At 73.0% G+C, this 23,659-nt stretch carries 20 protein-coding genes; 10 read left to right on the top strand and 10 right to left on the bottom strand.

Annotated features, from left to right (window positions below):
• Positions 1-6: 6 nt before the first annotated feature.
• The gene (locus RB608_RS08605; protein ID WP_308087397.1) at positions 7-1,134 is read right to left on the bottom strand and encodes a glutamate--cysteine ligase; all 1,128 of its coding nucleotides are present in this window, start codon (positions 1,132-1,134) and stop codon (positions 7-9) included.
• A gap of 43 nt (positions 1,135-1,177) precedes the next feature.
• On the opposite strand from RB608_RS08605, the gene RB608_RS08610 reads away from it, so the two are divergent.
• Both RB608_RS08610 and RB608_RS08615 read left to right on the top strand, forming a co-directional pair.
• Positions 1,178-2,524 carry a threonine/serine exporter family protein gene (locus RB608_RS08610; RefSeq protein ID WP_308087398.1) on the top strand — a complete coding sequence of 449 codons (1,347 nt, stop codon included), beginning with the start codon at positions 1,178-1,180 and terminating at the stop codon, positions 2,522-2,524.
• Between the two features lie 133 nt (positions 2,525-2,657).
• A complete protein-coding gene (locus RB608_RS08615) occupies positions 2,658-2,936 on the top strand; it encodes a hypothetical protein (RefSeq protein ID WP_308087399.1) in 279 nt (92 codons plus the stop codon).
• 74 nt (positions 2,937-3,010) lie between these two features.
• On the opposite strand, the gene RB608_RS08620 is transcribed toward RB608_RS08615, so the two are convergent.
• The gene (locus RB608_RS08620) at positions 3,011-3,616 is read right to left on the bottom strand and encodes a TetR/AcrR family transcriptional regulator (RefSeq protein ID WP_308087400.1); all 606 of its coding nucleotides are present in this window, start codon (positions 3,614-3,616) and stop codon (positions 3,011-3,013) included.
• Positions 3,617-3,657: 41 nt separating this feature from the next.
• Between RB608_RS08620 and RB608_RS08625 the strand changes: the two genes are divergently transcribed.
• The 6 genes from RB608_RS08625 (at position 3,658) to hrpA (ending at position 12,327) form a co-directional block, all read left to right on the top strand.
• Positions 3,658-5,172 carry an NAD(P)/FAD-dependent oxidoreductase gene (locus RB608_RS08625; RefSeq protein WP_308087402.1) on the top strand — a complete coding sequence of 505 codons (1,515 nt, stop codon included), beginning with the start codon at positions 3,658-3,660 and terminating at the stop codon, positions 5,170-5,172.
• The gene (locus RB608_RS08630) at positions 5,169-6,005 is read left to right on the top strand and encodes an SDR family NAD(P)-dependent oxidoreductase (RefSeq protein WP_308087403.1); all 837 of its coding nucleotides are present in this window, start codon (positions 5,169-5,171) and stop codon (positions 6,003-6,005) included. The genes RB608_RS08625 and RB608_RS08630 overlap by 4 nt, the downstream gene beginning before the upstream one ends.
• A gap of 17 nt (positions 6,006-6,022) precedes the next feature.
• The gene (locus RB608_RS08635) at positions 6,023-7,129 is read left to right on the top strand and encodes an FUSC family protein (protein ID WP_308087405.1); all 1,107 of its coding nucleotides are present in this window, start codon (positions 6,023-6,025) and stop codon (positions 7,127-7,129) included.
• Between the two features lie 157 nt (positions 7,130-7,286).
• Positions 7,287-7,781, top strand: a complete 495-nt coding sequence (locus RB608_RS08640) for a SigE family RNA polymerase sigma factor (protein WP_308087487.1) — start codon at positions 7,287-7,289, stop codon at positions 7,779-7,781.
• On the top strand, positions 7,778-8,446 hold the full coding sequence (locus RB608_RS08645; protein WP_308087406.1) for a hypothetical protein: 669 nt from the start codon (positions 7,778-7,780) through the stop codon (positions 8,444-8,446). Before RB608_RS08640 ends, RB608_RS08645 begins: the two co-directional genes overlap by 4 nt.
• 53 nt (positions 8,447-8,499) lie before the next feature.
• Positions 8,500-12,327, top strand: coding sequence for an ATP-dependent RNA helicase HrpA (hrpA, locus tag RB608_RS08650; protein WP_308087407.1), 3,828 nt, complete (start codon positions 8,500-8,502; stop codon positions 12,325-12,327).
• A gap of 65 nt (positions 12,328-12,392) precedes the next feature.
• On the opposite strand, the gene RB608_RS08655 is transcribed toward hrpA, so the two are convergent.
• Together RB608_RS08655 and RB608_RS08660 are read right to left on the bottom strand one after the other, a co-directional pair.
• Positions 12,393-13,964 (bottom strand): hypothetical protein, encoded by a 1,572-nt coding sequence (locus RB608_RS08655; protein ID WP_308087409.1) that lies wholly within the window; start codon positions 13,962-13,964, stop codon positions 12,393-12,395.
• Positions 13,965-14,285: 321 nt separating this feature from the next.
• Entirely contained in the window at positions 14,286-14,885 is a 600-nt protein-coding gene (locus RB608_RS08660) for a hypothetical protein (RefSeq protein ID WP_308087411.1), read from the bottom strand.
• Between the two features lie 73 nt (positions 14,886-14,958).
• On the opposite strand from RB608_RS08660, the gene RB608_RS08665 reads away from it, so the two are divergent.
• On the top strand, positions 14,959-16,389 hold the full coding sequence (locus tag RB608_RS08665) for an extracellular solute-binding protein (protein ID WP_308087412.1): 1,431 nt from the start codon (positions 14,959-14,961) through the stop codon (positions 16,387-16,389).
• On the opposite strand, the gene RB608_RS08670 is transcribed toward RB608_RS08665, so the two are convergent.
• A complete protein-coding gene (locus tag RB608_RS08670; protein WP_308087413.1) occupies positions 16,296-17,654 on the bottom strand; it encodes a ribonuclease D in 1,359 nt (452 codons plus the stop codon). The two genes, RB608_RS08665 and RB608_RS08670, sit on opposite strands and share 94 nt — an antisense overlap.
• Entirely contained in the window at positions 17,654-18,268 is a 615-nt protein-coding gene (locus RB608_RS08675; protein ID WP_308087414.1) for a DUF3000 domain-containing protein, read from the bottom strand. Before RB608_RS08675 ends, RB608_RS08670 begins: the two co-directional genes overlap by 1 nt.
• 69 nt (positions 18,269-18,337) lie before the next feature.
• Between RB608_RS08675 and hemE the strand changes: the two genes are divergently transcribed.
• Positions 18,338-19,399 (top strand): uroporphyrinogen decarboxylase, encoded by a 1,062-nt coding sequence (gene hemE, locus RB608_RS08680; protein WP_308087415.1) that lies wholly within the window; start codon positions 18,338-18,340, stop codon positions 19,397-19,399.
• Here hemE and RB608_RS08685 read toward each other — a convergent pair.
• From RB608_RS08685 to RB608_RS08700, 4 genes are all read right to left on the bottom strand, one after another.
• Positions 19,384-20,190, bottom strand: coding sequence for an NYN domain-containing protein (locus tag RB608_RS08685; RefSeq protein ID WP_308087416.1), 807 nt, complete (start codon positions 20,188-20,190; stop codon positions 19,384-19,386). The genes hemE and RB608_RS08685 overlap by 16 nt on opposite strands.
• Before the next feature lie 60 nt (positions 20,191-20,250).
• Complete coding sequence (locus RB608_RS08690) at positions 20,251-21,180, bottom strand: LysR family transcriptional regulator (protein ID WP_308087417.1); 930 nt, start codon at positions 21,178-21,180, stop codon at positions 20,251-20,253.
• Between the two features lie 156 nt (positions 21,181-21,336).
• Positions 21,337-22,272, bottom strand: a complete 936-nt coding sequence (locus RB608_RS08695; RefSeq protein WP_308087418.1) for a DUF4349 domain-containing protein — start codon at positions 22,270-22,272, stop codon at positions 21,337-21,339.
• Positions 22,273-22,306: 34 nt separating this feature from the next.
• Positions 22,307-23,650, bottom strand: a complete 1,344-nt coding sequence (locus tag RB608_RS08700; RefSeq protein WP_308087419.1) for a DUF58 domain-containing protein — start codon at positions 23,648-23,650, stop codon at positions 22,307-22,309.
• Between the last annotated feature and the right edge of the window lie 9 nt (positions 23,651-23,659).

The following is a 23,659-nucleotide window of genomic DNA, read 5'->3' on the forward strand; positions in this document are numbered from 1 at the left end:
CGTCGCCTACAGCCCGGCCTTCAGCTCGGACACGACCGAGTCCACCACGGCGACCAGGTCGTTGCCGGTGCGCTCGGCGACCGCGCGCTGGCGGGCGTACGACGGGCCGCGGGTCGCGATCTCCAGCACCGAGGCCAGCTCCGCCGTGCAGCCGAGCCGCTGCGCGACCGGCTCCAGACGAGGCACCAGCTCGGCGAGGTCCTCGGTGACCAGCCGCTCGCGCGACGCGCCGTCGAGGATCACGATCGCGTCGACGCCGTACCGGGCGGCGCGCCACTTGTTCTCCTGCACATGCCAGGGCGGCATCGTGGTCAGTGTCTCACCGGCCGCGACCCGCTCGTCGAGCCAGACCACCAGGCAGTGCATGAGCGCCACCAGCGCCTCCATGTCGGCCAGCGTGGAGACGCCGTCGCAGATGCGGTTCTCGAGCGTGCCGTGCTTGATCGCGGGGCGCAGGTCCCAGCGGATCTCGCTGAGCTCGTCGATGACGCCGGTCGTGATCTGGTCGTGGGCGAAGTGCTCGAACTCCGCCCATGTCTCGAACTGGAAGGGCAGGCCGGCGGTGGGCAGCTGCTGGAACATCAGCGCCCGGTTGGAGGCGTACCCGGTGTCGATGCCCATCCAGATCGGCGAGGACGCCGAGAGCGCCTGGAGGTGGGGGTAGTAGGTCAGCAGGCCGGTGAGGACCTGCATCACGCGGTCCCGCTCCGGCAGCCCGACGTGCACGTGCACGCCCCAGATGAGCATCTGCCGTCCCCACCACTGCGTGCGGTTGATCAGCTCGGCGTACCGGTGGCCCTCGGTGAGCTGCTGCCCGGTCCAGTCCGCGAACGGATGGGTCCCGGCGCCGTACAGGTCCAGGTCGAGGTCGTCGGCCGCGGCGGCGACGTACCGCAGGGTGTCGCGCAGGTCGGCCATCGCCTCCCCGACCGTCCCGCAGACGCCGGTCACGACCTCGACGGTGTTCTTGAGCAGCTCCTTGTGCAGCTTGCCCGGCGCGGGCATCCGTGGCTTGGCCCGCGCGAAGAGGTGGGCGGCGTCGTTGCGGAGGTCGCGCGTGCGCCGGTCGACCAGCGCGAACTCCCACTCCACCCCCAGGGTCGGCGCGGGCGAGCCGTGGAAGTCGATGCGCACGTCGCCAGCGTAGGGCCGCGCGTGGACCTGACACCATGGCGACATGGACGATCTGCGGACCCTGCACCGCACGCTCGACCTGTGTCTCAAGGTGGGGGAGGTGCTGCTCTCGTCGGGGGCCGGCGCCCCCGACGTGGTGGCGACGATGCGGGCGCTGGCCCGGTCGCTCGGCGTACGTCATACGCAGGTCGACGTGACCTTCACCTCGCTGGCCATGAGTGTCCAGCAGGGACCGGACGAGGCCCCCGTCGTGCAGCTCCGCGCGGTGACCCAGCGCGAGATCGACTACGAGGACCTCACCCGCGTCGACCATCTGGTGCGCGAGGTCGTCGCCGGCCACACCGACCTCGAGGGCGCCCGGACCGAGGTGGCGCGGATCGTCTCCTCCGGGCACGGGCGGCCGCGCTGGGCCGCGACGCTGGGGTGGGGCCTGATGTGCGCGGGCGTAGGGCTCCAGCTCGGCGGCAACCTCGTCGTCGTCCTCGTGGCGATGCTGGCGGCGATCTGCATCGACCGGCTCCAGCTGCTGATGACCCGGCGCCGGCTGCCGGGCTTCTATCAGCAGGTGGCCGGCGGCGTGGTGGCCACCGTGCTCGCGGCGCTCGGCACCCGGCTGGCCGAGCCGTGGGTGCACCTCAACGCGTCCCTGGTCGTGACCGCCAACATCATCATGCTGCTCGCCGGCATCGGTTTCATGGGCGCGATCCAGGACGCGCTGTCGGGCTTCTTCGTCACCGGCGGCGCGCGGATCCTCGAGGCGGTGCTCGCCACTGCCGGCATCATCGCCGGTGTCAGCGGCGGACTGTCCCTGTGCGCCGCGGTCGGCCTGGACATCCCGGAGCTCACCCTGCCCCGCTTCGACCTGGTCGGCGTGAGCGCGCTCGGCGTGGGCGGCGCGGTCGCGGCGGCGGCCTTCGCGTTCGCGTCGTACGCGCCGCTGCGCACCCTGCTCCCCATCGGCATCCTCGGCGGCGTCGCGCTCGTGGTCACCCAGCTGGTGGTCGAGGCCGGGTTCGGGCGGACCTGGGCGGTCGGTCTCGCGGCCTTCCTGATCGGTCTCTTCGGCTACACGGTCGGTCGCACCTTCCGGGTGCCGCCCCTCGTGGTCGTCGTCTCCGCCGTGGTGCCGCTGCTGCCCGGGCTCTCGATCTACCGCGGTCTGTTCCTGCTCGGCGAGGACGGCGGGGGACAGGCGGCCCAGGGCCTGCTCGCCATGGTCACCGCCGCCTCGATCGCCATCGCCCTGGCCTCCGGGGTGATCCTCGGCGAGTACGTCGCCCAGCCGGTCATGCGCGAGGCCCGCCGGGTGGAGGCCCGTCTGGCCGGTCCCCGCCTCGTCGGTGTCACCCGGGTCCGCCGTCGCCCCCGGGCTCGCGCGCGGGGACGCTGAGGGCCGCGCGTGACACGGAGGTTTCACCGGACGTTTCCGTGGGAGGCTCCTCACGCTTCCCGGGACGCGGCGGAGCGCCGCGAGCATCCGGGATGCGCAACACGATCATCCGCCTGACTACGGGAGAAAACCCATGAAGAAGACCACCCTCGGCCTCGGCAGCATCATTCTCGCGGCCGCCTTCTCGCTCACCGCGTGCGGTGGCGCCGACGAGGGCAAGCTCGCCGAGGAGTACTGCGAGCTGGCCAAGGACGCCCAGGAGGCGGCCGAGTCGGGTGACGCCGACAAGGTGCAGAAGGCGTCCGACGCGCTCCTGAAGTGGGCCGAGGACAACAAGGACGAGAAGGGCGACGAGAAGGAGTTCACCGACGCCGTCAAGGACGAGTGCGGCGACGTGGCCAACCTGTCCTGATCTGATCGCGTCTCGCGAGCCGGGTTCCCCCTGTGGGGAGCCCGGCTCGTCGCCTTCTCGGCCCTCCCCGACGGTCAGGGCAGGGTGTCGATGATGGCGGGCAGGGAGGTGGTGATCACCTGCAGCAGGTCGTCGCGGGACAGGCCGGCCGGGGTGTCGCACCAGGTGAGCACGAGGTCCTCGACCATGGCCTGCCAGGCGTGGATGACCAGGCGCACGGCCGGGGTGTCGGGCAGCTCGAGGGTGCCGGTGTCGACGGTGAAGAAGCGGTCGGCGAGGGCGGCGAAGGTGGTCTCGTAGATGGCGCGGAGCGCGTCATTGCTCCCCGACGCGGCCTTGACCAGCGAGCGGTAGCCGGCCTGGTTGGAGACGACATAGTCGACGTAGCCGGTGAGCGAGCCGAGCAGCCGCTCGAGCGGCTCGCCCTCGGCCGGGGGAGCGGTGCGGGCGTAGAGGTCGTCCGCCGCGTGCTGGACGACGGCCTCGTAGAAGCCCTGCTTGCCGCCGAAGTAGTGGTAGAGCAGGCCGCGCGAGATCCCGGCCTCCACCGCGAGGGCGTCGATGGAGAGCTCGTCGAGCGACCGCGTGGCGAGCAGCCGGACGCCGATGTCGAGGAGCTGGGTACGTCGCTCGTCCGGCGAGAGCCGGGTGCGGGAGGTGGGCGCGGTCACGTGGCCCATCCTATTGACAGATGTTCAATAGCGCCAATAGCGTCCTTCCCATGAGTGCTACTCCGGGTCGCAGGAACGTCGACCACCTCATCGTGGGCGCCGGCTTCGCCGGACTCGCCGCGGCGATCAAGCTCGACGAGGCCGCCGAGCGCGACTTCGTCGTCGTCGAGAAGGACAGCGACGTCGGCGGCACCTGGCACATCAACACCTATCCGGGCGCCGAGTGCGACGTCCCGAGCCAGCTCTACTCCTACTCGTTCGCCCTGAACCCCGACTGGTCGAGGGTCTACTCGCCGCAGCGGGAGATCTGGGAGTACACCCGCAAGGTCGCCGAGGAGTCCGGCACGCTCGACCGGTTCGTGTTCGACACCACCGTCGTCGACGCGCGCTGGGATGCCGACGCGCAGCGCTGGATCGTCCGCACCGAGGGTCCCGCCGGCGTCCAGGAGTACGCCGCCCGCACGGTGATCTCCGGCTCCGGCGGGCTCTCCGAGCCGCGCCTGCCCGAGATCGAGGGCATCGACGACTTCCAGGGCGAGATCTTCCACTCGGCCCGCTGGAACCACGACGTCGACCTCGCCGGCAAGCGCATCGCCGTGATCGGCACCGGCGCCTCGGCCGTCCAGCTCGTGCCCGAGCTGCAGAGGATCGCCGGGCACGTCGACGTCTACCAGCGCACGCCGAACTGGATCATCCCCCGCAACGAACGCGCGTTCAGCGGCATCGAGAAGACCGTCTTCGCGAAGGTCCCCGGCGCCCAGCGCGCGCTGCGCTCATTCGTCTACGCCACGCTCGAGGCGCGCGTGCCGGCCTTCGCCCGGTTCCCGGTGCTGATGAAGGCGGTCGAGGCGCAGGGCAGGAAGAACATCGCCAAGGGCATCACCGACCCGGCGCTCCGCGCGAAGGTCACGCCGGCCTACCGCGCGGGCTGCAAGCGGATCCTCATCTCCAACAAGTGGTACCCCGCGCTCGACGCCGACAACGTCGACCTGGTGACCGACCCGATCGCGAAGGTCACCGGCGACGCCATCGTCACCGCCGACGGGGTGGAGCGGCCGATCGACGTGCTCGTCGTGGCCACCGGGTTCTACGTGACCGAGCCGCCGATCGCCCAGCACGTCACCGGGCGCGAGGGCCGCACGCTGGCCGACGTCTGGGGCGACGCCGGCATGGCGGCGTACAAGGGGACGACCATCCACGGCTTCCCCAACCTGTTCCAGATCGTCGGACCCAACACCGCGCTCGGCCACTCCAGCATGATCTTCATCATCGAGTCGCAGGTGCGCTATGTCGTCGAGGCGGCCAAGGCGATGCGCCGCGCGGGGCTCGGGGCCGTCGAGCCGACCCGGGCCGCGCAGGACGCGTGGACCGCGGAGATCCGCCGCAAGATGCGGCCGACGGTGTGGCAGACCGGCGGCTGCGCGAGCTGGTACCTCGACAAGTTCGGCAACAACACCACCCTCTGGCCCGGCCAGACGTTCACCTTCCGCCAGCACCTGAGCAGGTTCGACGTCGACAAGTACGACGTCGAGGCGGTCCGCAACCGAGAGGCAGTCAACGCGTGAAGAACCTCAGCAACAAGGTCGTCGTCATCACCGGAGCGGGCTCCGGCATCGGCCGCGCCCTCGCGGTGAACCTCGCCGGCAAGGGCGCCCGGCTGGCGCTCTCCGACGTGGACACCGACGGCCTCGCCGAGACCGCCGTGCTGGCCGAGAAGGCCGGCTCGCCCGACGTCCGGACCGCGCGCCTCGACGTCGCGGACCGCGAGGCCTTCGCGTCGTACGCCGCCTCGGTCGCCGAGCACTTCGGCCAGGTCAACGTCGTCGTCAACAACGCCGGTGTCGCGCTGGCCGGTGACGTGGTCGACCTCGAGTACCAGGACATGGAGTGGATCGTCGGCATCAACTTCTGGGGCGTCGTGCACGGCACCAAGGAGTTCCTGCCGCACCTCATCGCGTCCGGCGACGGCCACGTGGTCAACCTGTCGTCGCTCTTCGGCCTGCTCGCGATGCCCGGCCAGAGTGCCTACAACGCGACGAAGTTCGCGGTCCGCGGGTTCACCGAGGCGCTGCGCGAGGAGATGCTCATCGCCGGGCACAAGGTCGGCGTCACGTCGGTCCACCCGGGCGGCATCAAGACCGCGATCGCCCGCAACGCCCGGGTCTCCGACAAGGAGGACAAGGCCGCCACGGCGAAGCTGTTCGACGAGAAGCTGGCCAAGATGACGCCCGAGCGGGCCGCCGAGATCATCGTCAGGGGGATCGTGAAGAACCAGGCGCGCGTCCTCGTCGGCCTCGACGCCCACGCCCTGCACACCTTCCAGAAGTTCACCGGCTCGCGCTACGAGGACGTCGTGGCGCTCGTCTCCAAGCGGGTGCTCCCGGCCAAGGCGGTGTGACCTCTAAGGTCTCCTACGTGGAGGCGCTGAACGACGGGGTCCTGGACCGGATGTGGTCGCGCAGCCGCCTGTCGCTGCGCGGCCGCATCGACCGGTGGCGCGACAAGCTGTGGGTCGTCGCGCAGTGCTCGGCGGCCGCCGGGCTGGCCTGGTTCATCGCCCACGACCTGCTCGGCCACGACCTGCCGTTCTTCGCGCCGATCGCCGCGGTGCTGTGCCTGGGCACGTCGTACGGCCAGCGACTGCGGCGGGTCATCGAGGTCATGCTGGGCGTCGCCATCGGCGTCTTCATGGCCGACGTCCTGGTCGCCGGCATCGGCTCGGGGGCGTGGCAGCTCGCCCTCATCGTCTTCCTCTCGATGTCGATGGCGCTGCTGCTCGATGCCGGGATCATGTTCGTGTCCCAGGCGGCGGTGCAGTCGATCGTGGTCACCGTGCTGCTTCCGGGCGCCGGCGGGGCCTTCCTGCGCTGGACGGACGCGGTCATCGGCGGGGGCGTGGCCCTGGTCGCCGCGATGGTCGTCCCCGCGGCGCCCCTGCGCCGTCCCCGGGAGCAGGCCGCGGCCGTCGCCCGCAAGATCGCGGAGCTGCTACGCGCCGCCTCCGACGTGATGGTCGACGGCGAGGTGACGCCCGCGCTCGAGCTGCTCGCCGACGCCCGCCGTACGGACCGCCTGATCCGGGAGCTGCAGGCCGCCGCGGAGGAGGGGATGTCGGTGGTGAACTCCTCGCCGTTCCGGGTCCGCCACCGTGAGCCGCTGCGCCGGATGGTCGAGCTGGTCGACCCACTCGACCGCGCCCTGCGCAGCACCCGGGTCCTGGTGCGCCAGACCTCGATCACCGCCTACCGGCGACTGCCGGTGCCACCGCCGTACGCGCAGCTCGCGGCCGACCTCGCCGCGGCTGCCGACGCGATCGCCGACGAGCTCAAGGCCAACCGGATCGCGATCGCCGCCCGTGACGACGTCCTGGCCGTCGGTGCCGCGACCGGGCAGGTCGAGCGCACCGACGTGCTCGCGGTCGAGGCGATCCTCTCCCAGCTGCGGGCTATCGTCGCCGACCTGCTCATGGTCACCGGCATGGGCCAGCTCGAGTCGACCGACGCGTTGCCGCCGCCGCGCTGACCGGCGGGAGAGCCCGCCCGAACCCCGACAGCGTCGGCTGCTCGAGTGGTCGGGCCCTCGCAGGACGGGAAACAGCCCGGGGCGCCGCCCAACCGATCCGTGATCCGTTCCGTCAACTAGGCAACAGTGCCGGACGGAGAGGAGCAGGGTGAGCAGCATGCGGGACGAGGAGTTCGCGGCGTACGTCGCCGAGAGGCGGCCGCAGCTGTTCCGCGCGGCGTGGCTGCTGTGCGGTGACCCGCACCAGGCGGAGGACGTCGTCCAGGCGGCCCTCACGCGGCTGTACGTCGCGTGGCCGCGCGTGCGGCGGGCGGACTCGGTGGACGCGTACGTGCGCCGGGCCGTCGTGAACGCGCACCTCGACGAGGGGCGCCGGCCGTGGCGACGCGAGGCGTCCGCGGGCGAGGGACTGCCCGAGGTCGCGGTGGCGGCGTCGGCGGTCGAGGAGCACGACGCGCTGTGGACGGCACTGCGTGCTCTCCCGCCCGGGCAGCGCCGTGTCGTGGTGCTGCGCCACTGGTGGGGACTCAGCGTGGAGGAGACCGCCGCCGACCTCGACGTCAGCACCGGAACCGTGAAGAGCCAGACCTCCGCGGCCCTCGCCGCCCTCCGGGTGGCGCTGGCCGACGACCTGACCAAGGAGACCTCATGACCGACCTGATCGACACCGAACTGGCCGCGCGCCTCTACCACCTGACCGACGGCGCGCCCGTGCCCGTGGTCCCCACCGTCGATGACGTACGACGGGGGCGGGGCCGGCTGCGTCGGCGTCGCCTGGCGCGGGTGGGTGCCGGTGGCACCACGCTCGCGGTGGCGACCGTGACCGGGCTCGCGCTCGGCGTACCTGGGACCCAGCACGCCGCCCCGGCCCCGATCGCCCAGCAGCCGCCAGTGGCGCAGGCGCCCCGACCGGCCCCCCAGCAGGCGCCCGGGGAGGCGGTGGCCGCGGAGGTCCAGGACCTGGCCCGGTCCGCGCCGGGCGGTGCCGGGGTGACCCTCGCTCAGATGCTCGCCATGACCGATGTGCTGGACGACGATCTCGGCGGCGGCCAGACGATGCACGTGGGGATCGGCACCCCGACCAGCTGGCAGGACGCCCGCGCCGACCAGTGCCCGGCGGGCTGGGACTGCCGCGACGTCGACGTGGCCGACGCCTCCCGGGCCAAGGTCGCCACGAAGGACGTCACGACCCAGGTGATCGCCGAGTTCCCGGAGGGGATCGCGGTCTTGTCGTTCACCGGCGCGGACGAGTTCCCGGCCGACCTGGCGTTCCGCGACCCGAACCCCGACCCGGCCGGGCTGCGCCTGGGCGACTGACCGCCGAATCCCGGTCGATCCGGCGGGGGTGGTGATGGGACAATGACCGCGCTGTGGACATCACCTACCCGCCCGACCTCCCGGTCAGCGCCCGACGCGACGACATCGCCGCCGCGATCCGTGACCACCAGGTCGTGATCGTCGCGGGTGAGACCGGCTCCGGCAAGACCACCCAGTTGCCCAAGATCTGCCTCGAGCTGGGCCGCGGTACGCCGAGCGAGGACGGGCGACCGCGGATGATCGGGCACACCCAGCCCCGCCGGATCGCGGCGCGCTCGGTGGCCGAGCGGATCGCCTCCGAGCTCGGGACCGAGCTCGGCGACCTGGTCGGCTACCAGGTCCGGTTCACCGACAAGACGTCGAAGCAGAGCCGGGTCAAGCTGATGACCGACGGCATCCTGCTGGCCGAGCTCCAGCGCGACCGGATGCTGCGCCGCTACGACACGATCATCATCGACGAGGCGCACGAGCGCAGTCTCAACATCGACTTCCTGCTCGGCTACCTGCGCCAGCTGCTGCCGAGGCGCCCCGACCTCAAGCTGATCATCACCTCGGCGACCATCGACGTCGACCGGTTCGCCGACCACTTCGACGCCCCCGTCGTCGAGGTCTCCGGGCGCACCTACCCGGTCGAGATCCGCTACCGGCCGCTGATGGAGTTTGCGGAGGACGACGAGGACGGTGAGCCGATCGTCCGGGACCAGACCGAGGCGATCGTCGACGCGGTCAAGGAGCTGTCGGCCGAGGGGCCGGGCGACATCCTGGTGTTCCTGCCGGGCGAGCGGGAGATCCGCGACACCGCCGAGGCGCTCGCCCCGCTCGGGGAGGCCAATCCTGGGGGGTACGGGCGGGGCGTCGACGTGCTGCCCTTGTTCAGCAGGCTCTCCGCCGCCGAGCAGCACCGCGTCTTCGCACCGGCCAAGAACTCCCGGCGCCGCGTCGTACTCGCCACCAACGTGGCCGAGACCTCGCTGACCGTGCCCGGCATCCGGTACGTGGTCGACACCGGTGTGGCCCGCATCTCCCGCTACTCCGCGCGTACCAAGGTCCAGCGGCTGCCCATCGAGCCGATCAGCCAGGCCTCGGCCAACCAGCGCTCCGGGCGCTGCGGTCGCGTCGCGGCCGGCATCGCGATCCGGTTGTACGCCGAGGAGGACTTCGAGGCGCGTCCGGAGTTCACCGACCCGGAGATCCTGCGCACCAACCTGGCCTCGGTCATCCTCCAGATGACCTCGCTCGGGCTCGGCGACATCGAGCGGTTCCCGTTCGTCGAGCCGCCGGACCGGCGCAATGTCCAGGCCGGCAGCCAGCTGCTGGAGGAGCTCGGCGCGGTCTCCGCGAAGGGCGACCTGACGAAGACCGGGACGCGCCTGGCCCGGCTGCCGATCGACCCGCGGCTGGGCCGGATGCTGCTGGAGGCCGAGCGGCTCGGCTGCGTGCGCGACGTCCTGGTCATCGTCGCCGCCCTCTCGCTGCAGGACCCGCGCGAGCGTCCCGGCGCCGACCGCCCGACCGAGCGGGCGCAGGCCGATCAGCTGCACGCGCGCTTCAAGGCGGAGGGCTCGGACTTCCTCGCCTGGCTCAACCTGTGGCGGCACCTGCGCGAGCAGCAGAAGGAGCTCTCGGGCAGCGCGTTCCGCCGGATGTGCAAGCGCGAGTTCCTCAACTACCTGCGCGTGCGCGAGTGGCAGGAGTTCGTCGCCCAGCTGCGCCAGGTCACCAAGGAGATGGGTGTCCGGCTCGAGGCGGCCGGGGGTGAGCCGGACGCCGACGGCATCCACCAGGCCCTGCTCTCCGGGCTGCTGTCCCACGTCGGCGTGCTCGAGGAGCGGGAGAAGCGGGACCGGCCCGGGGCCGGGGCCCGCAAGGACGGCCGTCGTCCCGGCCCTCGGGAGTACCTCGGTGCCCGCGGCGCCAAGTTCGCGATCTTCCCCGGCTCCGGCCTCGCCCGCAAGAACCCGCCCTTCGTGATGGCGGGTGAGCTCGTCGAGACCGGCCGGCTCTGGGCCCGGCAGAACGCCGCCATCGACCCGCGCTGGGCCGAGCGGCTCGGCGCCCACCTCGTGAAGCGGACGTACTCCGAGCCGACCTGGTCCCGCAAGCGCCAGTCCGTGATGGCCCGCGAGCGGGTCACGCTGTACGGCGTCCCGCTGGCCGTGGACCGCGCCGTGGCCTACGGCAAGGTGGACCCCGAGCTGTCGCGCGAGATCTTCATCCGGCACGCCCTCGTCTACGGCGAGTGGGACACCCGGCACCACTTCTTCCGCGACAACCGGCGGCTGCTGGAGCAGGCCGAGGAGCTCGAACACCGCGCCCGGCGCCGCGACCTGGTCGTCGATGAGCACACCCTCTTCGACTTCTACGACGCCCGCGTCCCGGAGGGGATCGTCAGCGGTGCGCACTTCGACCGCTGGTGGCGCGATGCCCGCCGGACACAGCCGGACCTGCTGACCTTCGACCCGGCGATGCTCACCCACGACACCGCCGAGGAGGTCCGCGAGGCGGACTACCCGGAGGAGTGGTCGGTGACGGGCGGGCTCACCTTCCCCATCAGCTACCACTTCGAGCCGGGTGCGAAGGACGACGGGCTGACCATCGACATCCCGGTCGCCACCCTCAACCGGGTCGACGACGACGACTTCTCCTGGATCGTGCCCGGGCTGCGCGAGGAGCTGGTCACCGAGCTGATCCGCAGCCTCCCGAAGCAGCTGCGGGTCAGCTTCGTGCCGGCGCCGAACACGGCGCGGGAGTTCCTGGCCGCCGTACCCGCGGGGGAGGAGGCGCTCCTCACCGCCCTGGAGCGCCACCTGCGCTCCACCACGGGGGTGCACGTGCCCCGCGAGGCCTGGGGGCTCGCGTCGCTGCCCGAGCACCTCAAGCCGACGTACCGGGTCGTCGACGAGCGGGGCCGGGTGGAGGGCCGGGGCAAGTCGCTCGCCGAGCTCAAGGCGCCGCTGCAGCCGCAGTTCGACCGCGCGATCGCCGCCGTGGCCTCCGACTCGGGGGTCGCTCGCTGCGGCGAGACGACCTGGGTCTTCGACGAGATCGCCGTCACGGCCACCTGGACCCGCGCCGGCCACGAGGTCGAGGCCTACCCGGGGCTGGTCGACGAGGGTGCCACGGTCGGCCTGCAGGTCTTCGGCTCCGCCGACGAGCGCGACGCGCGGCACCGGCTCGGCGTCGTCCGGCTCGCGCTCCTGGCCCTCGGCGCCGCGCCGCTGGCCGGCATCGTCGAGGGGCTCGGCAACGCCGAGAAGCTCGGTCTCGCCGGGACGCCGTACTCCGGGGTGCCCGCGATCCTCGACGACTGCCTGCGCGCCGTCGTGGTCGATGCCGTCGACGCGCGACCGCCCGTGTGGACCCGCGAGGAGTACGACGCCCTGCTGGCCGCCCTCCGCCCGACTGCCGCCGCGGGTGTGCGCGACGTCCTCGCCGAGCTGCTCCGGGTGCTCGCCACCTGGCGCGAGGTCGACCGCCTGCTCAGCGGCCGCGCCGACCTGCCGATGCTCCCGGCGCTCACCGACCTGCAGGGCCAGCTCGGCCGGCTCGTGCACGACGGCTTCGTGGGGGAGGCGGGCGCCACCCGGCTGCGCCGCTACCGCACCTGGCTGGCCGCGATGCGCGAGCGGCGTACCGCCCTGGAGACCGGCGGGCCCGCCGCGCTCGCCAAGGACCGCCAGCGGATGGAGGTCCTCCAGCCGCTCCAGGACGCTTACCTCGCCCGGATCGCGGCGCTCCCCGAGGGCCGGCCCGCCGGCGCCGGTCTGCGCGCGATCCGATGGATGCTCGAGGAGTACCGGGTCTCGCTGTGGGCCCAGCAGCTCGGCACCGACGGCCCGGTCTCCGACGTACGGATCCGCAAGGCCCTCGACGCCCTCTGACCCCGACCCGGCTCAGATTGAACTCGAAGATGCGCCGACCCGGCTCAGATTGAACTGTCGCCGGGTCAACGCAGGGCATAGCCGTTGACCGAGCCCGCGCCGATCGCCACCACCCCGGTCAACCCCAGCTCGACCGGGGTCGGGATGCCGCCGGTGATGTGCGAGGGCCCGGTCTTGGGCGCGCCGTTGCCGACCTGTCCGGACTGGTGATCGCCCCAGGCCCAGATCCGCCCGGAGCCGGTCAGCGCGTAGCCCGTGTGGTCGCCGCCGACGATCCGGCTGACCTGGGTCAGGGTGACGTTGACGAGGGGGGTGAGCTGCGGGTTCCCCCCGTTGTCGAAGCCGACGTCGCCGTACCGGCCGGAGCCCCAGCTGAAGACGATGCCCCCGGCCTGGATCCGGAAGCCCGCGGCGCTGCCCGCGCCGATGGCGACCGCCGTGAATCCGGGCTGGATGTTGGTCGGCTGATCACGGTGCGCGGCCAGCCCGTTGCCGATCTCGCCCTGGTTGCCGTAGCCCCACGCCCACACCTCGCCGGTGCCGCCCCGGCGGACATAGGCGGTGGCGTGCCCCGCGGCGATGGCCGTCGCGTCGTTGATGAAGTCGACGAGGACCGGCGTCGGGGCATCGGTGCCGCTGGTGTTGTTGCCGAGCTGCCCGACGCCGCCGACGCCCCAGGACGCGACCTGACCGCTCGCGAGGATGGCGTAGGCGTTGTATCCGCCGGCGGCGATGGCCGTCGCGGGTGCCGGCAGGTTGACGCGCACCGGCACCCGGGAGTGGTAGCCGAGCCCCGACGCTCCGTTGCCGAGCTGGCCGTAGCGCCCCGACCCCCACGCCCACACCGAGCCGTCGGACCTCAGCGCGTAGGCGGACTCGCTGTTGGCGGCGATCGCGGTGACGCCGGTCAGGCCGGCGACCCGCACCGGCCAGGAGCGACCACCGGTGCGGCCGTTGCCGAGCTCGCCGTTCTGGTTGAAGCCCCAGGCCCACACGGTGCCGTCCCCGCAGAGCCCGTACGTCGACCGCGAGCCGCCCGTGATCGCCTGGAGACCGCGGATCCGCGGGATCTCCACCGGGGCGAGCCGGTCGGTCGAGTCCGCCGTGCCGAGGCGGCCGTGGTCGCCCTCGCCCCAGCCGTACGCCGTCGACCCCGACGTCGCGCAGAAGGTCGGCGTCGCATAGGCGACCGACACGACCCTGCGCTTGCCGTTGCGCTTGACCCGCACCTTCTTCTTGCTCACCTGGGGCGTGACCTGCTGATCGAAGAGCTCGATCGGCGCTGCCTTGATCTTGTAGACGCCCGGTGCCAGACGCTTGAGGTTCGTCGACCTCGTGACGACCTTCTTGAACTTCTTCTTCCGACCGGGCTGCTTGGGCCCCTTGACGGTGACCTTCACCAGCGAGGCCGCCTCGGCGGGGTGCTGGAGCTCGACCCGCAGGCCCTTCTTGCCCTGCTCTGCACGCGCGTCCGTCCTGCCATCCGGCGCGCCATCGACGGAGCCGGGTTGTGCGGCCGCCCGTGGCGTCGTGGCCGATGCGGCGTCGGCCGGCAGCACCGTGGCCGCGCCGACGCTGGTGGCGAGGGCGGTGCCGACGCACAGCACCCTGATCCGGAGGAGATGGGAACTGGTCATGGGGACTCCCGTGGCAGCGAAGGTGAGTTGCGTCACGGTAGCCGCAGCGGCGCCGAGCGACCAGCCCCTTGGGCTCGGTCGACGGGGCCGCGGACCCACCAGCTGTTCAGTCTGGGCCGGGTCGGCGAGCTGAGCTGTTCAGTCTGGGCCGGGTCGGCGAGCTGAGCTGTTCAATCTGAGCCGGGTCGGGGAGAGGTCGAGCACACCGGGCCGGGAGCGCCTCACGGCGCAGGGCCGCTCGTGGCGGCTTGATGTTGGGACCCGGGGCTGCCGCGACCCGGCGTGCTCGACTCGGCAAGTCTACGCGCTCGATCACGATGATCACGCCAGGCGGTGCGCGAGCTCCAAGTGGCCGGCCGCCTCCAGATGCTCGGCGAGGGCGAGCGTGCGGCGTACGTCGGCGTCGGGGACCTCGGGCAGGGTGGCCCGGCCCGCCGCGACGACCCGGGCGAAAGCCGCGGCGCGGAGCAGGACGTCGGCGAACTCGCCCTCGGCGATGCCGCGGAGCACCTCGTCGACCATCCGGCGCAGCTCGTCGGGACCCGGCGGGTCGGCGACGCCGGCGACCACGCGGGCGAACTCGGCCCGGCCACGGCCGGCCTCGAACTGGCGGGCGACGCCGGCCGGGTCGGCGTAGACCCACGACCGCAGGACGTAGAGGCGCCACAGGCAGCCCGCCAGGGTGTCGGCGGCGGCGTGCGACCAGAGCTCGGCGATCGTCTCGATGCCCTCGGTCTCGGCGAGGTGGACGAGGCGCTCGGAGACGCCGGCGTCGTCGCTGGCGTGCGCGCCGCGGACGAGCAGGACGGCGGCGCGCTCCGCGGCCTCGGTGAGCAGAGCGGGGTCGACGCCGTCGGCGTACTCGTCGAAGAACGCGGCCTCCCGCGGCGCGGGACGGTGATGACGCCGGTGCTCGGACACCCGATCACCCTAGAACGGCTGTGCGCGGCGGGCGACCGGACCGGCGCTGTGACCGGCCGGTAGGGTTGCCGCCGTGGGTCGGTTCACGTGGCGGACGGGTGCGGTCGTGGTCGGGGTCGCCGTCGTGGTCCTCGTGGGCATGATCGCCCTGGCGAGCGGCACCGAGCAGAAGAAGCAGCCGCATCCCCCGAAGCCGCCGACGGCGACGAAGACCGATCTCGAGTTCGCGGCCTGGGGCAGCGAGCAGGAGATCGCGGCGTACCAGACCGTCGTCGACGCCTACAACGCCAGCAGCACCGACACCAGTGTGTCCGTCGTCTCCTGGCCGAACGCCGACGCGATGCTCGACGCGATCCGCAGCGGCGAGGCGACTCCCGACCTCTACCTGATCCCGCGCAGCGACCTGGCCGAGACGGTCGCGGAGAAGCGCAACATCCCGCTGCTCGACCTGGTCCTCGAGCGGGAGATCCCGATCGGCGACGACTTCGCACGCGACGCCGTCTCGGCGTTCTCGGTCGACGACGACCTGCAGTGCCTGCCGTACGCCGCGTCCCCGATGGTCATCTACTACAACACCGACCTCGTCGACTTCGCGGCGATGGAGGCCGAGGGCCTGCCGACCGCCAAGGGCGACAACAAGGGCTGGAACTTCGCCGAGTTCCGGGCAGCCGCCGAGTTCGCCAGCCGGCCGCGCCGCAACACCCGCGGCATCTACATCGAGCCCACGCTGCGCGGACTGGCGCCGTTCGTCTACTCCGGCGGCGGCCAGCTCTTCGACGACGACGGCGAGCCCACCCGCCTCGCGCTCGGTGACGACGGCTCGACCGATGCGCTGCGCCAGACCCTCGAGCTGCTCCGCGATCCGCGGCTGACCCTCAGCACCGCGCAGCTGGAGAAGCGCTCCGCGCTGGAGTGGTTCGAGCGCGGCAAGCTCGCGATGATCGCGGGCTTCCGGGGCCTGACGCCGGAGCTGCGGGGCACCGAGGGACTCAACTTCGACGTGATGCCGATGCCGTCGCTGGGCTCGGCGCACACCATCGCCGACCTCAGCGGCCTCTGCCTGGCTCCCAACGGGCCGATGCGCACCGAGGCCGCGGCCAACGTGCTCAGCTATCTCGTGAGCGACGAGGCGCTGGCGCGGGTGGCCGAGACCGGCTACGTGCAGCCCGCCAAGCTGACCGTCGCCTTCTCCGACGACTTCCTGCAGGCCGGCCAGGCGCCCGAGCACTCCTCGGTGTTCAACGCCGTGATGCGCTCGGTGGTGCTGCCGCCGCTGATGAGCCAGGGCCGCGAGCTGCGCGAGCTGGTCGATCCCGACATCGAGACCCTGCTGACGACGCCGGACATCGCCGACCTGCAGGAGGCGCTGCGGGCGATCGACGAGAAGTCGCGCAGTCTCCTGGATCCGGACTACGAGCCGTCGGAGTCGCCCTCCGGCCCGGTGCCGGACGATCCGGCGGACCCGGCGTCGCCGTCCTCGACGGAGTCCGACGACCGCGGCTGACGCGTCCTCCGGCTCGGGGTCTCCTCGGCGTCGAGGACGGCGCGGCTCAGCGCCGACGCGGTGAGTCCGATCTGCCAGCTGCGCGCTCCCAGCCCGCGGAGCTGGTCGACCACCGCCTCGAGCAGATCGACCGCGTCCCGGGTCGCCGGAGGCGTCCACATGACCCGGCGCAGAGTGTCGGGGGTGAGCAGGTTCTCCAGGGGAACGGAGTGCTCCTCGGCGAGCGCGGTGACGGCGGCCCGGGCGAGCTCGAGGCGTCGGGCGGCGACCGGGTCCTTGTCGGCCCAGGTCCGCGGCGCGGGCGGGCCGTCGCCGTGGCTGACCCGCGAGGGCAGGTCGTCCTCCGGGAGCTCGGCCGCCTCCTGCAGCGCGGCGAGCCACTCGCGGGAGTGGCGTGCCGCACCACGTCCGTGGAAGCCGGAGGTGCCGAGGAGGGCCCCGCGGCTGGTGGGCATGGCGGTCGCTGCGGCGATGATGGCGGCATCGGGGATCAGACGCCCCGGCGTGACGTCCCGCTCGCGGGCGATCTGGTCGCGCGTCTCCCACAGGGCCCGCACCGCGCCGAGGGTACGACGACCGCGGATCTTGTGCAGGCCCGAGGTGCGTCGCCAGGCGTCGACCCGGACGGTCGGCTCGAAGCCGCGGACGTGCTCGAACTCCTGCCGGGCCCAGTCGGCCTTCCCCGCCTCCTCGAGCTGGGCGGACAGCAGGTCGCGCAGCTCGACGAGCACCTCGACGTCGAGGGCGGCGTACTCGAGCCACGGCTCGGGCAGCGGTCGCGTCGACCAGTCGACGGCGGAGTGCTCCTTGCGCAGGTGGCGCTCCAGCAGCGTCTCGACGAGGGTGGCCAGCCCGACCCGCGGGTAGTTCAGCAGCCGGCCGGCGAGCTCGGTGTCGAACAGCGCGACCGGCCGCAGGCCGACCTCGGCGAGACAGGGGAGGTCCTGGGTGGCGGCGTGCAGGATCCACTCGGCGTCGCCGATCGCCTCGGCGAGCGGCGTCAGGTCCCCGAAGGGGATCGGGTCGATCAGGCCGATCCCGGCGCCGGTGCGCTTGACCTGGATCAGGTAGGCGCGGTTGGAGTACCGGTAGCCGGAGGCGCGCTCGGCGTCGATCGCGACCGGCCCGGACCCGGTGGCGAGCGCGGCGCAGTAGGCGGCGAGCGCAGCGGGCGTGTCGATGACCGGTGGCAGGCCGTCGGCGAGGGTCAGCAGCTCGACCGGCTGCTCCTCGGAGCCCGGCTGCTCGGTCGGTGAGTCGGTCATCAGCTCCCGCTGCCTCGCTGACCGCGGCGGGACGGCATGACCGCGATCCCGTCGGGCACCGGCTCGAGGCCGCCGGCGGTGCACATCAGCTCGCCCCACGCCTCGGCGTGGCTGGCGAGGTCGTCGGAATCGACCGGGGTCCACGACGCCCGGATCTCCAGCTGGGCGTTGCCCGGCTCGTCGGCCATCGAGCCGTAGCTCTCGGTCGCCACCCGGGTGACGGTGCCGGAGACGGCGACGTGCTCGGCCCCGTGCGCCGCGAGCGCGTCGGTCAGCCAGGTCCAGCCGACGTCGGTCAGCAGCGGGTCGGTCGCCAGGTCGTGGTCGATCTCGGCGCGGCAGTAGGCGACGCAGCGGAAGGTGCCCTCCCAGGCGTCGTTGCCGGCCGGGTCGTGGAGCAGGACCAGCCGCCCGGTGGCGACCTCCTCGTCGTCCACGGTCACGTCGGCGGACAGCGCCGCGGCGTACGGCGCGATCCGCTGCGGCGCCGGCATCTCCTCGCAGAACACCTCGGGGCGGAAGGTGGCGGCGCGCAGGCCTGCGACCGCAGCGGTGAACTCGGGGGGTGTGCCGGCCGCGCCGGACCCCTGGTTCATCTCCTGGCGGGCGACCATGAGGCCACCCTAGGACCAGAGGGCCGGATCGATGTGCGTCCCACGCCGTTCACCTGAGACCCTGACCCCGTGACCGCCCCACGCCATGACCGCCCCCTCTCGGACAGCACCTTCCTCAAGGCCGCCCGTGGCGAGGCGGTGCCGCACACCCCGGTCTGGTTCATGCGGCAGGCCGGACGCTCGCTGCCCGAGTACCTCGCGACCCGTGAGGGCGTCGCCATGCTCGACGCCTGCGCCGACCCGGACCTGATCGTCGAGATCACGCTGCAGCCCGTGCGCCGGTACGGCGTCGACGCGGCCATCTTCTTCTCCGACATCGTGCTGCCACTCAAAGCGGTCGGCGTCGACCTCGACATCGTCCCGGGCGTGGGCCCCGTCGTCGCCGAGCCGGTCCGCACGCTCGCCGACGTCGAGGCGATCCCCGACCTCACGCCCGAGCAGATCCCCTACATCACCCAGGCCGTGCAGGGCCTCGTCGGCGAGCTCGCCGGCCTCAACGGAGGCACGCCGCTCATCGGGTTCGCAGGGGCGCCGTTCACCGTGGCGTCGTACCTCGTCGAGGGCGGGCCCTCCAAGGACCATGCCAAGACCAAGGCGCTGATGTTCGGCGCCCCCGACGTCTGGGACGCGTTGATGGGCAAGATCGCGGGCATCTCCGCGGCGTTCCTGGAGACCCAGGTCGCGGCCGGCGCCTCGGCGGTGCAGCTGTTCGACTCCTGGGCCGGCGCGCTCACCCGCGACGACTACGTCCGCTACGTCCAGCCGCACTCCGCGGACGTCCTGGAGCGGGTGGGGGAGCTCGGGGTGCCGCGCATCCACTTCGGCGTCGGTACGTCGAACCTGCTCGATCTCATGGGCGAGGCGGGCGCCGACGTGGTCGGCGTCGACTGGCGCACGCCGCTGGAGCGGGCCATCCCGCTCGTCGGCGACCGCGCGGTGCAGGGCAACCTGGACCCGACGTTGGTGTTCGCGCCGACCGAGCTGATGACCGAGCGCGCCGCCGCGGTCATTGAGGCCGGCCGGGCCGCCCGCGGGCACGTCTTCAACCTCGGCCACGGCGTCATCCCCAGCACCGACCCCGACCAGCTCGCGCGGCTGACGGAGTTCGTGCACGCCTACCCGCTGGCCTGAGCCTTCTTCGTCGCGGTCCGCTTCGCCGCGGTCTTGCGTGCCGCCGCCTTCTCCACGGTGGTCCGCCCCTTGAGCCCGACCCGCACGTCGGAGCCGGACCCGGTGGTGGTCAGGTAGGGCTGCCCCTCGACGAGGGTGATCAGCTTCGCGGCGCCGTACAGCCGCGGGTCGAAGGAGGAGTCGGCGGATCGGAGATAGCTGCCGATCGCCCCCAGGCGCGCCCAGCCGTCGTCGTCGGAGGTCGCGTTGACGGCCCGGCTGAGCAGGCTCTGCAGGTTGGGCAGGGGGGCGCTCGGCTCCGTGCCCTCCTCGACCTCGTCCTCGCTCGCCGGGGCGGACGGTCCCTCCTCGCCCAGGACCTCGAGATAGATGAAGGTGTCGCAGGCCGCGACGAGTGACTGCGGGGTCTTGCGCAGCCCGAGTCCGTAGACGGTCCTGCCCGACTCGCGCAGCCGGGTCGCGAGCCGGGTGAAGTCGCTGTCGCTGGACACGAGGGCGAACGCGTCCAGGTTGCCGGAGTACAGCAGGTCCATCGCGTCGATGATCAGCGCCGAGTCCGTGGAGTTCTTGCCCGTCGTGTAGGCGAACTGCTGCACGGGGACGATGGCGTGCCGGTTCAGCTGCGCCTTCCACCCGCCGAGCTGGGGCGTCGTCCAGTCGCCGTACGCCCGCTTGACGGTCGCCACGCCGTAGGTCGCCAGCTCCTCGAGCAGGGCGCTCACGTGCTTGGGCGAGGTGTTGTCGGCGTCGATGAGGACGGCCAGCCGCGCGGTGCTCGGAGTGGTGGTCACCGGCCCATCATCGCCGAGCCCGCCGCCGGCGCCCGGGAGGTGGTGCCCAGGAGGTGGCGCTCAGGAGGCGGCGCTCGCCTTCGCGTCCTGAGCCCGGCACTCCCGGGCGCGGGCGGCCAGCACCGCCTGCAGCTCCCGCACGGGCAGCGGCTGCTGGAGGGACCGGCGCTGGCGCAGCTGCAGGGTGAGGAAGGTCCGGTCGCCGGCGATGGGCCGGGACGTGATGGCGCCGATGCGGTGCAGCGGGTCGCCCAGCACCGCGTAGTCGGGGAGCACGGTGACGCCGATGCCCTCGGCGACCAGGGCCTTGCCCATCTCGGCGCCGTCGGTGCTGTGGGCGACGGGCGGGAGCTCGCGGCCGAAGGTGCGCTGGACGTAGCGGTGCATCACGTGACCGGCGCGCATGGTGACGAACCGCTCCAGCCGCAGCTCCTCGACGCTCACCTGCGCGCGGGCGGCCAGCGGGTGGGTCGCGGGGAGGACGGCGACGGGCCGGCCGTGCAGCAGGTCGACCCCGTCGAGGCCGACCGGCGGGTCGTCCGCGTCGAGGACGTCGACCAGGCCCAGGTCGAGGGTCCCCTCGGCGAGTCCTTCGTCGATCTGTGCCTGCGACAGGGTGAGCACCTCGACCGTCGTGCCGGGGTGCCGGACCTGGAAGGTGCCGACCGCGGGCGCGAGGAGGGTCGAGGTGGCGGTGTGCACGGTGCCGAGGCGGATCACCCGGGCATCGGGGCGTTGGTCGCCGGCGGCGCGGCGCAGCCGATCGACGGCGCTGAGGACGTCGGACATGTAGGGGAGCAGCTCGCGGCCCTCGCGGCTGATCAGGGCGCCGGAGCGGCGGCGGTCGAGCAGGGTCACCCGCAGCTCCCGCTCGAGCTTGGTGAGTGCCTCGCTGAGGGCGGGTTGGGAGAGATGGAGCTTCTCACTGGCCCGGCGCAGCGAGCCGTGCTGTGTGACGGCCGCCAGGTACTCCAGCTGTTCGATGCGCATGGGTGCTGCCTTTCACGTCCATCGGTGACGCCGTGGTCCACGTCCTTGCCCGCGACATAAAGTCGAGTAAGACTGTAGACAAACAGTATCACGGACCGGTTCGCCCTCCCGGCGATCCCGATCCAGGACGGTGGTCGCGAGGCCGCGGACCCGGGCTCACGCAGCACCGGTGCGGCCTCGTGGCCGCCGGCGGAGCGCCAGCCACGCCGGGACGCCGAGCACGGCGCCCAGCACCAGCCAGGGCACCAGGAAGCCGACGACCACGAGCACGGCGCCGAACCCGTCGACGAAGGCGTCCCAGCCCTTCGCCAGCCCGCCGAGGAAGCCGTCCGCGGTGTCGTCCTCGGTGTCCTGGTGGGCCGCCGGCTGCTCGACGTACACGGTGATCGTGGACATCCCGGTCTGGTCGGCCAGCCAGCGCTGCCGGGACTCGAGCGCGTCGAGATCGGCCTGGCGACTCGCCAGCTGGGCCTCGATGGCGACGATCTGCTCGATGCTGGAGGCGCGGGCGAGGAGCGCCTCGATCCGCGCGACGCTCTTGCGCTGCGCGCGGATCCGGGCATCGACGTCGACCACCTCGGCGCTGACGTCCTGGCCGCTGGTGGTGGTGCCCGTCGGCGTCGCGACCTCCTCCAGGGCGGCCACCGCGTCGTCGAACCGGTCGCTCGGCACCCGCAGCACCAGCCGGGCCGTCGTCAGCTCACCCTTCTCGCCGGTCGTGGTCTCCTGCTCGCCGACGGTGCCCTGGTGGGCGTCGACCACCGCGCGCACCCGCAGCCGGGCGCGGCCCACGTCCTTCGCCTCCAGGGAGACCGTGCCGGTCGAGATGACGGCCGGCTGCTGCGGCGTCGCCGACGTCGCCGACTTCGCCGACCCGGCTGCGTCGTCGCCGGCCGGCACCGCCGCGGGCGCCTCCGCGTCGGCCGCGCCACCGGCGTCCCGCTCGCTCGCCATCACGCCGGCCGACGACGCCTCGGCGTCGCGCGAGCCTCCCGAGTCGTCGGAGTCAGGGGAGCCGCCGCAGCCGGCGAGGGCCGCGACCGTGGCGATCGCGGCGAGGGCGAGGGTGGTACGGCGCGGTGAGGTGTGCATGCCACTCCGACGCCGCGCCCGGACCGGCGGTTCCCTACAGCAGTCCTTGTGCCTTGAGGGCGAGGTAGTGGTCGGCCAGCGCGGGCGGCAGCTCGCCGGCGTCGGCATCGACGACGTCGACGCCGAGCCGCACCAGCATGTCCCGGATCCGGGCCCGGCGGTGCAGCTCGTGGGATGCCGCGGCGGCGGCGTACACGTCGTCGGCGGTGGGGGCGGTACCCGGGGCGTTCGCGTCGTCGGCGAGCGTGGCGAGTCGGCTCAGCTCCGGATCCCGGACGGACGCGATGACCACCCGGTGGTGCCGGACCAGGACGGGCAGCACGGGCAGCAGGCCGTCGGCGACGGCCGCGGGCTCGAGCGCGGTGAGCAGCACGACGAGCGCGCGGCGCCGGCCGAAGCCCTGGACGGCGCCCGCGAGCAGGTCCCAGTCGGCCTCGACCAGCGTCGGGTCCAGGTCGGCCATCTGCTCCTGCAGCCGCGCGGCGACGTCCCGCGCGCCGTGCAGGCGCTGCCGGGCGCGGACCCGCCGGTCGCCGGCCACGAAGTCGATCCGGTCGCCGGCCCGCGACGCGAGCGCCGCCAGCAGCAGGGCCGAGTCCATCGCCGCGTCGAGGCGCGGCATCCCGTCGGTCTCCGGTTCCCCGACCGCCCGGGCGACCCGCCCGGCGGAGGTGCGCGAGGTGTCGAGGACGAGCACCACCCGGCGGTCCCGCTCGGGCTGCCAGGTGCGGACCACGACATGGGCCGAGCGCGCCGACGCGCGCCAGTCGATGGAGCGGACGTCGTCGCCGCGGACGTACTCGCGCAGCGAGTCGAACTCGGTGCCCTGGCCCCGCACCCGGACGGCGGCACGGCCGTCGAGCTCGCGCAGCCGGGCCAGCCGCGACGGCAGGTGCTTGCGCGAGTCGAAGGGCGGCAGCGCCCGCACCGAGCCGGGGACGTCGTACGTCCGCTGCCGGGCGACCAGTCCGAGCGGCCCCCAGGACCGGACCGTGACGCCGTCGGCACGCAGGTCGCCGCGGCGACGGGGGAGGAGCGGCGTGGTCAGCCGGCCCCGGTCGCCCGGGGCGAGCCGGAGCCGGTAGCGGTTGTCACGCGCCCCCGCGGACGGCTGCCAGGCGTCCCGGATCTGCAGGTGCAGCCGCCGGCCGGTCGCGGCGACCTCCAGGTCGGACGCGGCCGGGTCGCCCAGCCGGACCGAGCCGGGCGCGCGGCGGGAGAGCGCGGCGAGCCCGGGGGAGGGGGTGAGCAGCCGGTCGAGGCCGACCAGCAGCAGCACCCCGACCAGCCAGAGCCAGACGGTGCCGGCCTGCGGGCGCAGCACGACCGCCACCAGCCCCAGCAGGAGCAGCAGCGGGACCCGGCCGGAGATCGCCATCGTGTCGAG

This window comes from Nocardioides sp. LHD-245 (assembly GCF_030929495.1).
GTDB lineage: Bacteria > Actinomycetota > Actinomycetes > Propionibacteriales > Nocardioidaceae > Nocardioides.

What these genes read in the sequence shown, in the direction of transcription:
- RB608_RS08610 (WP_308087398.1), top strand. Translation starts at nt 1,178, where the DNA reads ATGGACGATCTGCGGACCCTGCACCGCACGCTCGACCTGTGTCTCAAG.
- RB608_RS08615 (WP_308087399.1), top strand. Translation starts at nt 2,658, where the DNA reads ATGAAGAAGACCACCCTCGGCCTCGGCAGCATCATTCTCGCGGCCGCC.
- RB608_RS08620 (WP_308087400.1), bottom strand. Translation starts at nt 3,616, where the DNA reads ATGGGCCACGTGACCGCGCCCACCTCCCGCACCCGGCTCTCGCCGGAC.
- RB608_RS08625 (WP_308087402.1), top strand. Translation starts at nt 3,658, where the DNA reads ATGAGTGCTACTCCGGGTCGCAGGAACGTCGACCACCTCATCGTGGGC.
- RB608_RS08640 (WP_308087487.1), top strand. Translation starts at nt 7,287, where the DNA reads ATGCGGGACGAGGAGTTCGCGGCGTACGTCGCCGAGAGGCGGCCGCAG.
- RB608_RS08645 (WP_308087406.1), top strand. Translation starts at nt 7,778, where the DNA reads ATGACCGACCTGATCGACACCGAACTGGCCGCGCGCCTCTACCACCTG.
- RB608_RS08655 (WP_308087409.1), bottom strand. Translation starts at nt 13,964, where the DNA reads ATGACCAGTTCCCATCTCCTCCGGATCAGGGTGCTGTGCGTCGGCACC.
- RB608_RS08670 (WP_308087413.1), bottom strand. Translation starts at nt 17,654, where the DNA reads ATGACCGACTCACCGACCGAGCAGCCGGGCTCCGAGGAGCAGCCGGTC.
- RB608_RS08675 (WP_308087414.1), bottom strand. Translation starts at nt 18,268, where the DNA reads ATGGTCGCCCGCCAGGAGATGAACCAGGGGTCCGGCGCGGCCGGCACA.
- RB608_RS08690 (WP_308087417.1), bottom strand. Translation starts at nt 21,180, where the DNA reads ATGCGCATCGAACAGCTGGAGTACCTGGCGGCCGTCACACAGCACGGC.
- RB608_RS08695 (WP_308087418.1), bottom strand. Translation starts at nt 22,272, where the DNA reads ATGCACACCTCACCGCGCCGTACCACCCTCGCCCTCGCCGCGATCGCC.
- RB608_RS08700 (WP_308087419.1), bottom strand. Translation starts at nt 23,650, where the DNA reads ATGGCGATCTCCGGCCGGGTCCCGCTGCTGCTCCTGCTGGGGCTGGTG.